Genomic DNA, 12,824 nt, shown 5'->3' on the forward strand with positions numbered 1-12,824 from the left:
GAGACCCATGACCACCACCGACGACCGTGTCGATGCCCCCGACCTGGACCTGATCCGCAACACCACGCGGGAACTGGCCCGTAAGTTCGACTACGACTACTGGCTCGACTGCGACAAGAACCACAAGTACCCGTGGGATTTCGTGAAGGCCTTCGCCGACGGTGGCTGGCTGGGCGCGATGATCCCCGAAGAGTACGGCGGCATCGGGCTCGGCCTGCAGGAGGCCGCGGTCATGATGGGCGAGATCTCCGCCTCCGGCGGCGGCATGAGCGGCGGCTCGGCCATCCACTTCTACGTCTTCCCGCCGGCCCCGATCGTGCGCTACGGCTCGGAGGAGATGAAGAAGAAGTATCTGCCCAAGCTGGCATCGGGTGAGATGCTGACCGCCTTCGGCATCACCGAACCGACTGCGGGCGTGGATACCTCGCGCATCAAGACCAAGGCAACCAAGGTCGACGGCGGCTGGGTCATCAACGGGCAGAAGGTGTTCATCACCAATGCGCAGAACGCCGACCGCATCCTGCTGCTGGCCCGCACGTCGCCGCGCGACGACGCAAAGCCGTTGAGCGGCATGACCATCTTCTTCGCCGAGATGAACCGCGAGCACGTCACCGTACGTGAGATCGACAAGCTCGGCCGTGCCGCGATCGACACCAACGAGCTGTTCATCGACAACCTCTTCGTCGCCGACGAGGACGTGGTCGGCGAGGTCGGCAAGGGCTTCTACTACATCATCGACGGCCTCAACCCGGAGCGCATCGTCGTCGCGATGGAAGGCGTCGGCCTCGGTCGCGCCGCCCTGGAGATCGGCACCGAGTACGCCAAGAACCGCGTCGTGTTCGACCGCCCGATCGGCCAGAACCAGGCTGTCGCACATCCGTTGGCCGACTCGTGGATTCGTCTCGAGGCCGCCGAACGGATGGCCATGCACGCCGCGAAGTTGTTCGACGAGCACAAGGAGTGCGGTCACGAGGCGGCCGCCGCGAAGTATCTGGGAGCCGAGGCCGGGTTCGAAGCGTGTGACCGCGCGTTCTCCACGCTCGGCGGCTACGCCTACGCCAGGGAGTATCACATCGAGCGCCTGTGGCGTGAGGTGCGACTGCTGCGCAACGCCCCGTTCTCGCAGGAGATGGTGCGCAACTACATCTCTCAACAGGTCCTCGGCCTGCCCCGTTCGTACTGATTCACCCACCAGACTGCCCGGCGTCCTACTGCCTCCAGGGGGCGCCGGGCACCCACCCACCTCAGGAGACATATCATGACCGGACCACTGCACGGAGTTCGTGTGCTCGTCCTCGCCGGCATGGGTCCGGTTCCCTACGTCTCGATGCTGTTGGCCGACATGGGCGCCCACGTGGTGCGCGTGATCCGGCCGCCGCATCGCAGCGCACGGGCGCTGAGCCAGACCGATGCGCTGCGCGACGACGCCGATCCGGTCAACCGTCATGTCGACTCGATCGCCGTCGACTTGAAGGACCCGGCCGGTGTCGAGCAGGTCATCGACCTGGCCAGGGCGGCTGACGTGTTCATCGAAGGCTACCGCCCGGGTGTGGTGGAGCGCCTCGGTCTCGGGCCGGAGGTGTTGCGAAAGCAGAACTCTCGGCTCATCTATGTCCGGATGACCGGCTACGGCCAGACCGGTCCGCTCGCGCACGACGCCGGGCACGACATCAACTACGTCGCACAGACCGGCGCCCTGCACGCGATGGCTCGGCATGGTGAAGCGCCACGCCCGCCGATCAACCTGCTCGGCGACTACGCCGGTGGCGGTATGACGGCAGCCTACGGAATCGCCTGTGCACTGGTCGAAGCCAGGACCTCCGGCGAGGGCCAGGTGATCGACGCCGCCATGATCGATGGCGTCGCACTACTGACCGCCAAGCTCCAGGGCCTGCGGGCCGCGGGTCTCTACTCCGACGATCCGGGCACCAACTTCCTGGATTCCGGTGCCCCCTTCTACGACACCTATCGGTGCGCCGATGGCGGCTACATCGCAGTCGGAGCCCTCGAACCGGACTTCTACCGCGAGTTCATCTCCCGGCTCGGGGTGGACACGTCGGACTGGCCGGAACAGAACGACCGCCGCGGCTGGAACCGGCTGCGAGAAGTCATCGCCGATTCCGTCAAGCAGCGTCCGCGCGACGAGTGGGCGCGCATCTACGAGGGCACCGACTCCTGCGTCACCCCGGTCCTGACCTTCGATGAGGCGGCCGTGTCGCCGCACAACCTGGCACGCAATATGTATGGCACTGTGGACGGCGTGCTGCATTCGGCGCCGGCCCCTCGCTTGAGCCGGACACCCGCACGTGGACCGGCCCGTCCGCCGTTGGGTCTCCGGTCTGCCGATGACGTCGCCGCCGACTGGGGACATGCAGACGTCCCGGTGCCCTACTGATCCTCCGACTCGGCAAGGAATCTCGATGAAGAGTTACGACGAGTTCACCACCCTGCAGATCGACCGTCCCTCCGACGGCGTGCTGCGGATCGTGCTGGATGCTCCCAATCTCAATGCGGTTGGCCCGCAGATGCACACCGACCTCACCGACGTGTGGCAGGCGATCGCCAAGGACGACGACACCCGTGTCGTGGTGATTCGGGGCGCCGGAGAGAAAGCGTTCTCCGCGGGCGGCTCGTTCGATCTCGTCGAAGAGATGGTCGGAGACTTCACGTCGCGCAGCCGCGTGATGCGGGAGGCGCGAGATCTGGTGCGCAACATCATCGAATGTCCGCAACCGATCATCTCCGCGATCAACGGGCCGGCCGCCGGCGCCGGCCTGGTCTGCGCGGTGCTCGCCGACATCTCGGTGGCCGGACGCAAGGCCAAGATCGTCGACGGCCACGTGCGGCTCGGCGTCGCTGCCGGTGATCACGCCGCCATCGTCTGGCCCATGATGATGAGCATGGCCAAGGCCAAGTATCACCTGCTTAGTAATGAGATCCTTACCGGCGAAGAGGCCGAACGCATCGGCATGGTCTCCCTGTGCGTCGACGACGATCAGGTCCAGGACAAGGCCATGGAGATCGCCCAGAAACTCGCCAAGGGTGCGCGCAGTTCGATCCAACTGACCAAGCACTCCCTCAACAACTGGTACCGGCAGGCGATGCCGATCTTCGACGCCTCCTGGGGGCTGGAGTTCTACGGGTTCGGGGGCCCCGAAGTGATCGAAGGTGTGGCCTCACACCGTGAGAAGCGGGAGCCGAATTTCCCATGAGTACACGACCCCCTATCCGCAGAAGACCACTGGACGGCATCACCGTCGTCGGACTGGAACAGGCGATCTCCGCGCCGCTGTGCACCCGCCACCTCGCCGACCTCGGTGCCCGGGTGATCAAGGTGGAGAACCCCGGATTCGGTGACTCCACACGGCACTATGACACCGTCGTCGGCGGGATGTCCGCGCACTTCGTGTGGCTCAACCACGGCAAGGAATCGGTCACCCTCGACCTCAAGGCCGAGGCCGACCTCGGGGTGTTGAACCGCATTCTGCAGACCGCCGACGTCATCGTGTCCAACCTCGCGCCCGGCGCACTGGGCCGACTCGGACTCGGTACCGATGAACTGGCGCAACGATTCCCACGCCTGATCATCGTCGACATCTCCGGCTACGGTACCGGCGGCCCGCTGGATCACAAGCGTGCCTACGATCTGCTGATCCAATCCGAGGGCGGGTCCTGTGCCATCACCGGAACGCCGGGTCATCCGGCCAAGCCCGGTATCCCGGCAGCCGACATCGGCACCGCTCTCTACGCGTACTCGTCCATCCTCGCGGCACTCTACGATCGCGAAAAGACCGGACGCGGTGCGATCATCCCGATCGCCATGCTCGACACCGTGGCCGAGATGATGGGTTTCGCATTGAACGGCTACCTCCATGGCGGCACCGAACCCGAACCGGTCGGGATGGGCTCACCCATGATCGCTCCGTACGGTGCGTACCCGACCGCAGACGGTCAGACCGCGGTGCTCGGCACCACCAATGATCGTGAATGGTCCAGGCTGGCGACGATGATCGGCCGCTCCGAGCTCGCCGACGACCCGCGCTACGCGCACAACGACGACCGCGTCCGCGAACGTGCCGCGCTCGATGCCGTGGTCGGGGAGTGGTGTGCGCAACGGAGTCTCGCCGACATCCAGAAGCTCGCCGACGAGGCCGGCATCGGCAATTCCCGGCTGAACACCGTCGCCGACCTGGCGCAACACCCCCAGCTCGCCGAACGCGGTCGCTGGCGCGACATCGGCACCCCGTCGGGTCCGGTGCCGGCGCTCAAACACCCGGCGCTGGCGCGAGATTGGGAAGTGCGGTCGGGTTGGGTGCCCGCGTTGGGAGAACACACCGAGGCGGTGCGGGCCGAGTTCGGCTGAGTCGCGCCCCTTCGTGGCTCGGCTGGCGCCTCGCACCTCAGGGATCGGGGTCGCCGGCGCCTCGCACCTCACGGGCCGGGGGTGACGTTCGCTCGTTGGGTCGCGACTACCGATGGCTGAGGAGCGACGGGCGAGCGCAGCGAGCCCGACGCGTGACGAAGCCTTGGCGAGTCAGAGCCGGTGTCGCTCCAAGAACGATTCGATGGCGGCCGCGAACACCTGATTGTCGTCACCGGCGACCATGTGGCCCGCGGCGCTGACGTCGGCGACCTCGCCGTGCGGCACCAGCTTCAGCATGCTCGCGATACCGGCGTCACTGACCACGTCGGACTTGCCGCCGCGCACGATCAACGTCGGCACCGTGACCTGGCGGGCGGCGGCGGTCAGACGTGCAGGGTCGGTGTGGCGGCGGGGTTCGTCGTCGTCGGAGCGGATGAACTCGGGGTCCCAATGCCAATACCAACGGCCGTCGTCGTGCTGCCGCACATTCTTGCGCAGGCCGTCGAGGTTGCGGGTTCGTTTGCGTTCCGGGTTGTACGCCGCGACCGCGTCGGCGACCTCGTCGAGAGTGGCGAAGCCGTCGACATGAGTGGTCATGAACTTCTTGATGCGGTCGATGCCGGCGGGTTCCACGTCGACCACCACATCCACCAGGATCAGGGCCGTCGCGATGCCGGGATGCTCGCCGACCGTGCACAGACTGGTGATGCCGCCGAGTGAGGCGCCCACCAGAATCGGGGCCGCATCGAGCGTCTTGACGAACTCGACCAGATCGCCGACGAAGGCGCCGATCGCGTAATCCTTGTCCGGCGCCCAGTCACTGTCACCGTGTCCTCGCAGGTCGAGGCTGTAGACGTCATACCCGCGCTGCGCCAGGGCAGCCGCACTGCGATCCCATGAGTGCCGGGTCTGCCCGCCGCCGTGTAGCAGAACGATCGGCGAGACATGATCCGATGAGCGCTCGCCGACCCAGCGATCGCCGCAGATCTGCAGGCCGTTCATCTCGTAGGAAATATTTTGTGCACTAATGTCGACCATGCACTGATCCTAGGCGACCCATCTGGCCTATCCACTCGTCTCACTGATCTGGGCCACAGACGGCCTGGTGGCGGAGAATGAGCGCAGAGAGGAGACGTGCTCGACACAAACGTCGAGTTCTTCAACGAACACCGTGCCGAGTTCACAAGTGGGGAGTCGTCGGTGACCAACCTGATCCGGCTAACCGCTGAGCGTCGTGGCGGTGATCGGCGCCGTCTGGTCCCACGCGTCCATCCGTTGCCGGTAGTGGCGTTGCACGTCGTCCAGGCCGTGGCCGACATACAGCCGCAGCGGGGCGTCGGGTTTGTCGGCGATCGCCTCGATGGCGGCGGCGGCCGCGTCGAGATTGCCGGGCGTCCAGTCGTAGAGATCCGGCAGGAGCGCGGATGCGGCGTCATAGTCGGCGATGGGGTTCGCGGCGCCGACGGCTGACCCGCCCAGTCCGGTCTGGAACACACCGGGCTCGACGATGGTCACGTGGACACCGAGATGGGCGAGATCTCGCGAAAGGGCCTCGCTGAGGCCCTCAACCGCGAATTTCGAGGCGACATACGCGTCGAGGCGGGGCACGCCGATCAACCCTCCGCCCGAGGAGAAGTTGATGATGTGCCCGTGGCGGGCGCGGCGCATCTGGGGGAGGACGGCCTTGATCACCGACGCGAGACCCACGACGTTGGTCTCGAGCTGGGTACGGATCTGATCGAGCTCGGTTCTTCCAGCGTTCCCTGCACGACGTAACCGGCAACGTTGAGCAGCACCGCAATTGCACCGTGATGGTGCTCGATCTGGTTGACCGTTGCTGCCACCGCCTCGTCATCGGTGACATCGAGACGGTAGACGGTGACGTTGTCGATGCCGGCAAAGCGTGCCGGCGCTTTTTCAGGAGTGCGCATCGTCGCCGCCACCGCCCAGCCGGCGTCGGCGAAGGCATCGACGAGCGCGGCGCCGAATCCGGATGATGCGCCGGTGATGAGGACGGTCCTGGACGTGTTCACAGGTGCTTCCCGAAGAACTCGACGGCCTTCGCAATCGCCTGCGCCGTCGGCTCCGGCTGATCGTAGAGTTCGTAGTGAGAGACGCCGGGTAGCACCAAGAGTTCCTTGTCCGGCGACGCGGCCCGTCCGTAGATCTCCTGGCCATCGCGGTATGCACCGAATCCGCCTGGCTTGTCACCGATCACGACGAGCAGGGGCTGGGTCAGCAACTGTTCGGCATGGCTGAATGCGTCCCATCCCATGGCCGCAGTTCGCCGCGAGAAGGCGGCGCTTGTTGCACCGCCGGGCTGTTGGCCGCGTGGCGTCTTGTAGTAGTCGGTGGCTTCGAGGACGTCGATGTCGTTGATCCCGTTGGCTTTGGCGGTGTCGACGGATTCCGGAAGGAGGTTGTCGATGCGCGTCTGCTCGCCGCGGGCCTCGGCGCTCCGTTGCCGGCCCATCGTCTCCATGGCGCCGATCGGGTCGTAACCGCTGAAGGACTCGCGGGACAGTCGCCCGAAGTTGACGCCGGTGATGCTGGTGACGGCCTTGATCCGACGGTCGGTCATCGTCGCGCTGATCGAGTAGCCGCCTCCTCCGCAGACACCGAGCACACCGATCCGTTCGTCGTCGACGAACGGCAGGGTGACGAGATGATCGACGGCGACTCGGATGTCCTCGACACGTCGTGTCGGGTCCTCGACGAGGCGGGGTTCGCCGCCGCTCTGTCCCTGGTGGCTCGCGTCGAAAGCGAGTACCACGTAACCGCTCTCGGAGAGGGCTTGTCCATAGATGTTGCCTGACGTCTGCTCTTTGCAGCTACCGATCGGATGGACGCTGACAATGGCCGGATACGACCCGGAGCTGTCGAAGTCGCTCGGCAGATAGAGGTCACCGGCGATGTCCCATGCCATACCCGGCGAGTGAAAGTTCTTGTGTTCGATGGTTACTGTCATGCCTCAACGCAACCACTCACCATTGGTGCGAACCAGGTGCCAGCTACAGGGGGTATCAGTAGTAGCCGGATACGTTTGTCGTCGGTATCCTGTCGCCGAATCGTCTACTGCGAAGCCACCCGCTCGACCAGCGCCACCTTCACATGATCCGGTCGCTGCAAGGTGCCGTCCGGCACGAGTTCCACAATCGTCTTGACGTTCAGGGCCGAACGGATGCGTGCCTCAATCGTCTGCTTGAGTTCCGCCCGGCGTGCGTCGTCGATCCCATCGGCATACTCGACGACCAGAGGTAGCGGGCGCTGCGTGGAGTGACCCTCGAAATCGGCGCGTATCCGCATCTCGCCGGTCGTCTCCGGTCGCATCTCGACGATGAGTTCCTTGACCGCAGAAGGGAACAGGTTGATACCGCGGACGATCAGCATGTCGTCGGTGCGGCCGACGCAGCGGACGGTGTAGCCGGTGCGGCCGCATTCACAATCGGTGCCGGTCACCACCACATTGTCGCGAGTGCGGAAACGCAGCAGGGGAGACGCCTGTCGTTGCAGGGCGGTGTAGACGAGCTCGCCGGTGGCGCCCTCGACCGGTGCGAGCACCTCACCGGTGTCCGGGTTGATCAGCTCGGCCACCATGAGATCTGTTGACAGGAAGTGCATTCCGTTTCCGACCTCACACTCGCCCCAGTAGGTGCACGCGATGTCTGTGCCGCCGAGCATCTCTCGTGTCGTCGCACCCCACAGCACCTCGAGGCGGTCGCGCACCGCGGGCAGACCGCCGCCGGGTTCACCGCCGACGCTGATCGTCCGCACGCCGAGTTCGTCGGCCGGTCGACCCACGACGGTCGGGGCCTGCTCGGCGAGGTGGATCAGGAAGTTGGGGGTGCCAATCATCGCGTTCGGGCGCTGATCGGCCTGCACCCGCAGGAGTCGGTCGGTGCCGGCTTCGGCGCCGATCGGGATGTCGACGATGCCCATGTACTGCAGGATCTGGATGACCGGCAGTCCGCCGACGAACCCCTTGCTCATGCCGAACGCGTGGAGCAGCCGGTCGCCTGGCCGAAAGCCGTTGGCGTAGAGGGCTCGAGCGCCGAGTTCGCACCAGGTGGTGATGTCGCTGCGGGTCAGCCCCACGTAACTCGGGCTGCCGGTGGTGCCCGATGACGCCTGTATCTGCACGATGTCGGCGGCATCGGCCGCCACATGAGAGCCCAATGGCGGTGTGGCCACCAGGCTGTCTCGCAGTTCCTGCTTCTCGGTGAACGGCAGGTTGGCGAGGTCCTCGACGGTGCGGACCCTCGCCGGGTCGATGCCGTGCTCGGCGAACTTGGTCCGATAGAAGTCGCTGTGCGCGTTGAGATAATCGAGTTGCTCGCGGAGCCGTGCGTTCTGGATCTGCGCTGCGTCCGCGGGCGAGGCGCCCTCGATCTCGCTCCACCAGGTGTCGGAGAAGGGCTTCACGTCGCCGTCCTTTCGGGATAGCTGAACCGGACAAAGCGTCGAAACGATTCGTACACCGTCGAATAGTGTGTCTCGTCCGGGACAATGGAACTTGAGAGTCGTACGTGGGGTGACGGATTGAGCGCTGCCTGATCGAGGAACCGCAAGGTGTTGGCGGCGAGGATGCGATAGAGCTCGTGGGGCCCGGTCATCTCGAGCTCGCTCAGTGTGACGCACAGGTCAATGGGGTGATCTGCGGCCAATGAGTGCCAGCGACTCGTGATGGTCGTGTCGTCGGCGATGAGTGCGGGACTTGCCGCGCAGTACTTGTCGAACAACATGCTGTCAGACGTGAGTGCGTAGAGGCTGAACAGGCCGCCGAACGAGTGGCCGAACAGTCCGGCGTGCTGGTTGCCCAACTCGAGTCGGCGGACAATTTCCGGGTGCAGTTCCCGCTCCAGGAACTCAAGAAATCGGTTCGCGAGGCCGTGCCGTGCCCGATCCATGAATCGTCCGACGCCGTCGATGCCGCCCAGCGCCTGTGCGTACGCGGGCGTCGAGACATGGCGCTCCAATGCTGCTGGCACGGCCTCATCCGGTGGGACGAAGTCTCGGTTCCGCCGGATCAGTGACGAAGCGAAATCGTTGTCCGCATAGCCGATTGTCACCAGTACGAACGGCTGGACTGGACGAAGTCGATCGCCCATAAGCGACATCGCGGCGGCCATCGTCGGCGCGGCGTTGGTGTGCGCATCGGCGGCGTAGATGACGGGGAGGTCGCCACGTCGGCGTGCAGGTGCGGTGACGGCGACGGAGAAGCTGTCACCGACCACGGGACTGTCGAACACGAAGTGGTCGGTGGTGAATCCCACGGAGTGTCCGACGATGCCGGAGCTGGTGAGCGCTGTCATCGTCGATCCTCGTGGTGAACTCCAACTCGATTACGTCACCACTGAAGCACAATATTTAATCCATCGCAACGGTGGCTGTGGACGCGGACGAGGATGACGCTTCGTCAGGTCAGGCGGTCGACTCCACGTCGTCCGCCCAGACACCTTGCTTCTCGAGCATCGCGACGAGTTCGTCGGCGCCGGACATGATGTGGTCGCGCATGAGGTTGGCCGCAGCCTTGCTGCGGCGATTCCGCATCGCGTCGAGGATCTCGGGATGCGCGTGCATCGTGTCGTCGCTGTGGCCCTCGATCTCGTTGTAGAAGCGGTTCGGCAACTGCTTGACGATGCTGCGCAGCATCAGCGCCAATCGGCGCGAGTTCGCGGCCAGGTTGATGGTCCGGTGGAACTCGTGGCCGAGGGAGACGATGGTGTCCGAGTCGGCCTTGTTGCGCACCGCCTCCTGGTGCTTGAGCATGACCTCTTCGAGATGATCCAGCTGTGCGGCACTGATCTGCTTGGCGGCGCGGCCGCAGAGTTCGGCGGCCAGGTCGGCCTGCGCCCAGAAGATGTCGCGGACATCCTGGCGGCTGAACGCGGCGACGACGAATCCGCGTCGGGGTACCAGTTCGACGAATCCCTCGCCGCTGAGCAACAACAGCCCCTCGCGCACCGGCGTGTTGCTGACCCCGACCGCCTCGGCGATCGGTTCGGTGCGCAAGAAGTCGCCCGGCTTCACGCGACCGGAGATGATCAGTTCACGAACATAACCGGCCACATCCTCGGACAGCTGCTGCTTGGGAGTACCGACCCGCGGCAGTGAACCTGCGGAGAGAGATTGCGTCGTCACAACCGGTCCTTTCAGCATGAAGTTCCATACATTATGCCTCATGAGGCTGTCTGCAGACGGCTGGCGGGCCGTGGATATCCCTGGCCTCGCTGGCCAATGGATAGTATATTGTGCATTAGCTCACATGGGAAGCTTCGCTCTCGCCGGCCGACGACGGAAGGACCGACAGTGGCGACAACCATCGTCGAGCAACTCGCCGAGTTTGCCTCGACAACAATTCAGTGCTGACCTACCCGACGACGTGGTCCGCGAATCGAAACGCGTCCTCCTCGACAGCATCGGATGCGCCGTCGCCTCGCTCGACGACGCCGGCGCCCTGCGTGGCGCAGTTACGGGACTGCTATCTCGGCGGCGGCTCGGGTCCGGCGTCGATCCTGGGCGTCGGACGCACCACATCGGTGCCGGGCGCCGCATTCGCCAACGCCGAGTTGATCAATGCGCTCGATCAGGATGCCGTCCTGCCCCCCGGTCGTCGACCACGATCAAGTATCAGCTTGCCGGCGGCATGGCGCTCACCGCGTTCACCTCCAAAGCCAAAGCCAAAGCCCTCTGAGTTCCCGGCCGGCTGGTGGTGCGCCGTATCCCCGACTCCATCCCGACGGGGACGGCTTGTTCGATGTGTGGCGGTTCCACGCGTTCTTCACCACCTGCGACCTCGACACCGTGTCCGCGGACAGGACTCATCGCGCTCACGCGATCGTCCAGAAGGTCCATGCAGACCTGAAAGCCTCCGCGCTCGCGCATCTGCCGTCGGGAAGTTCTGCGCGAACACCGCCTGGCTGGTGTGCGCGGTCATCGCCTTCAACCTGACCCGGGCCGCCGCCTGTCTCGGCGGGCGACGCCTGGCCAAAGCCACGACCCCCACCATCAGGCGGATCCTGATCTGCGTGCCCGCCCACATCCTCAGCCCGACGCATCACGATGCACCTGCCAGCCGGGTGGCCGTGGGAAAGCGAGTGGAACCAATTGTTCGACAACGTGATCAGCCGACAACACACAATCTGACCCGAACCCGCCCGGCTCGCCGGCCCCGAACACGAAACCCGGTGAAACACGCCGAAATCAGAGATCGGCGACTCACTCATACCCCAATCTGGCCGAACGTACCCGACAGGATTCACCGCATGCTCAGAAGCCGATCGGTGGATCGAGGGTAAGCCATGAACTTGCGACGAGCGTAGCGAGATCACCTGTACGACACAGGGAGTGGCCTCGATTCGGCGCCTCGCCGGCGCTCGGAGCCTTACTCGACCAGCGGAAGGGGCAACCCTTCGTGGCCCACGTTGGCCTGGTACTTTCTCGATCAGCGAGAAGGATTCTTCGTTGCGTCGTGTGCGGGGTGCCAGTGACCCCTTGTTAGGCCGTCAGCGGCGTGTCACTCTCAGTGGGATCGGCGAAAACTCCTTGTAGGAATGCGATTTCGCCGACCTCGACGAAAGGCTGACCCCTCCATGAATGCGAGCGCATTTTCTCCACCCGGAACAACCGACGTAGGCAGGCGTGGCCTCGGTGTCGCCGTGCTGTGTATGTTCCTGAATCTGGTCGACGGATTCGACCTGTTGATCATCAGCTTCGTGTTGCCGAATCTGCCGACCAACTCGAATGATCCGGGCGATCCGCTGAACTTCGCGTCGACGGCCGAAAAGGGCTACATCGTCAGCTTCGCACTGGTCGGCATGGCGGTCGGCGCCATCGGTCTCGCGCGCTTGGCCGATCGGTACGGCCGGCGCTTGATCGCACTGGTCGGCATCACCGTCAACTGTGTCGGCCTCATTCTGTCGGCGGTGTCCCCCAACGCCGAGTTCATGATGGGTGCTCGGTTCATCACCGGAGTCGGCATCGGCATGGTCAGCGTCGCCATCGTGGTGGCCGCCCAGGAATCGGCTGCGCCGAAGTATCGGAACCTTGCGACTGGCCTGGTGATGATCGGTTATCCCGTGGGCAGCGTGCTGGCGGCGTTGAGTACCAACGCGATCACCTCCGCATTCGGCTCGAACTGGAAGGCTCTGTTCCTCCTGGGCGCCGGATTGGCCGCCGCGGCGTTCGTCGCCGCGTTCGTAGGCCTGCCCGAGTCCGTGAAGGCCGCCGAGCGGCGGTTCGAGTCTGCTGCCGGCGCCGACCTGGCCACATCGGAGAAGGCGCCGTCGCTCCTGGGAAAGAACCTGCTGGCGATCACCTTGCTGCTGTGCGTCGGCTACATGACGGTCTCCGGCGTGTTCAACTTCGCCGCTGGTCTCACCCCGGATTTCGTGAAGACCGCGATCACCGCGGGATTCGACGCCAACCTGAGCAAAGAAGCGCTCGCCTCGGCAACCTCGGC

The 12,824-nt window shown here is 65.0% G+C and carries 10 protein-coding genes and 2 pseudogenes; 6 read left to right on the forward strand and 6 right to left on the reverse strand.

Going from position 1 to position 12,824, the window contains the following annotated elements; genetic code table 11:
• Window positions 1-7: 7 nt before the first annotated feature.
• From GORHZ_RS22245 to GORHZ_RS22260, 4 genes are all read left to right on the forward strand, one after another.
• Window positions 8-1,183 carry an acyl-CoA dehydrogenase family protein gene (locus GORHZ_RS22245; RefSeq protein ID WP_006337188.1) on the forward strand — a complete coding sequence of 392 codons (1,176 nt, stop codon included), beginning with the start codon at window positions 8-10 and terminating at the stop codon, window positions 1,181-1,183.
• A 75-nt stretch (window positions 1,184-1,258) separates the two neighbouring features.
• A complete protein-coding gene (locus GORHZ_RS22250) occupies window positions 1,259-2,395 on the forward strand; it encodes a CaiB/BaiF CoA transferase family protein (RefSeq protein WP_006337190.1) in 1,137 nt (378 codons plus the stop codon).
• 25 nt (window positions 2,396-2,420) lie between these two features.
• Entirely contained in the window at window positions 2,421-3,212 is a 792-nt protein-coding gene (locus GORHZ_RS22255; RefSeq protein ID WP_006337192.1) for an enoyl-CoA hydratase/isomerase family protein, read from the forward strand.
• Entirely contained in the window at window positions 3,209-4,363 is a 1,155-nt protein-coding gene (locus tag GORHZ_RS22260) for a CaiB/BaiF CoA transferase family protein (protein ID WP_006337193.1), read from the forward strand. The genes GORHZ_RS22255 and GORHZ_RS22260 overlap by 4 nt, the downstream gene beginning before the upstream one ends.
• Window positions 4,364-4,534: 171 nt before the next feature.
• On the opposite strand, the gene GORHZ_RS22265 is transcribed toward GORHZ_RS22260, so the two are convergent.
• The 6 genes and pseudogenes from GORHZ_RS22265 to GORHZ_RS22290 form a co-directional block, all read right to left on the reverse strand.
• A complete protein-coding gene (locus GORHZ_RS22265) occupies window positions 4,535-5,401 on the reverse strand; it encodes an alpha/beta fold hydrolase (RefSeq protein ID WP_006337194.1) in 867 nt (288 codons plus the stop codon).
• 180 nt (window positions 5,402-5,581) lie between these two features.
• A pseudogene (locus tag GORHZ_RS32300) lies at window positions 5,582-6,396 on the reverse strand (SDR family NAD(P)-dependent oxidoreductase).
• On the reverse strand, window positions 6,393-7,331 hold the full coding sequence (locus GORHZ_RS22275) for an alpha/beta hydrolase (RefSeq protein WP_006337197.1): 939 nt from the start codon (window positions 7,329-7,331) through the stop codon (window positions 6,393-6,395). The pseudogene GORHZ_RS32300 and the gene GORHZ_RS22275 overlap by 4 nt, the downstream one beginning before the upstream one ends.
• A gap of 104 nt (window positions 7,332-7,435) precedes the next feature.
• Complete coding sequence (locus GORHZ_RS22280; RefSeq protein WP_006337199.1) at window positions 7,436-8,785, reverse strand: phenylacetate--CoA ligase family protein; 1,350 nt, start codon at window positions 8,783-8,785, stop codon at window positions 7,436-7,438.
• Window positions 8,782-9,675, reverse strand: coding sequence for an alpha/beta hydrolase (locus GORHZ_RS22285; protein ID WP_006337200.1), 894 nt, complete (start codon window positions 9,673-9,675; stop codon window positions 8,782-8,784). The genes GORHZ_RS22280 and GORHZ_RS22285 overlap by 4 nt, the downstream gene beginning before the upstream one ends.
• 109 nt (window positions 9,676-9,784) lie before the next feature.
• The gene (locus tag GORHZ_RS22290; protein ID WP_006337201.1) at window positions 9,785-10,504 is read right to left on the reverse strand and encodes a GntR family transcriptional regulator; all 720 of its coding nucleotides are present in this window, start codon (window positions 10,502-10,504) and stop codon (window positions 9,785-9,787) included.
• 553 nt (window positions 10,505-11,057) lie between these two features.
• Here GORHZ_RS22290 and GORHZ_RS30290 point away from each other — a divergent pair.
• Both GORHZ_RS30290 and GORHZ_RS22300 read left to right on the forward strand, forming a co-directional pair.
• Window positions 11,058-11,509, forward strand: a pseudogene (locus GORHZ_RS30290) (IS1380 family transposase); the annotation flags it as partial.
• Between the two features lie 521 nt (window positions 11,510-12,030).
• On the forward strand, window positions 12,031-12,824 hold a 794-nt coding region (locus GORHZ_RS22300), incomplete at its 3' end, for an MFS transporter (protein WP_006337203.1).

This window comes from Gordonia rhizosphera NBRC 16068, from assembly GCF_000298195.1.
In the GTDB taxonomy this organism is placed as follows: Bacteria; Actinomycetota; Actinomycetes; order Mycobacteriales; family Mycobacteriaceae; genus Gordonia; species Gordonia rhizosphera.

Coding starts and splice junctions, on each gene's coding strand:
- GORHZ_RS22260 (WP_006337193.1), top strand. CDS start 3,209: ATGAGTACACGACCCCCTATCCGCAGAAGACCACTGGACGGCATCACC.
- GORHZ_RS22245 (WP_006337188.1), top strand. CDS start 8: ATGACCACCACCGACGACCGTGTCGATGCCCCCGACCTGGACCTGATC.
- GORHZ_RS22265 (WP_006337194.1), bottom strand. CDS start 5,401: ATGGTCGACATTAGTGCACAAAATATTTCCTACGAGATGAACGGCCTG.
- GORHZ_RS22285 (WP_006337200.1), bottom strand. CDS start 9,675: ATGACAGCGCTCACCAGCTCCGGCATCGTCGGACACTCCGTGGGATTC.
- GORHZ_RS22255 (WP_006337192.1), top strand. CDS start 2,421: ATGAAGAGTTACGACGAGTTCACCACCCTGCAGATCGACCGTCCCTCC.
- GORHZ_RS22275 (WP_006337197.1), bottom strand. CDS start 7,331: ATGACAGTAACCATCGAACACAAGAACTTTCACTCGCCGGGTATGGCA.
- GORHZ_RS22250 (WP_006337190.1), top strand. CDS start 1,259: ATGACCGGACCACTGCACGGAGTTCGTGTGCTCGTCCTCGCCGGCATG.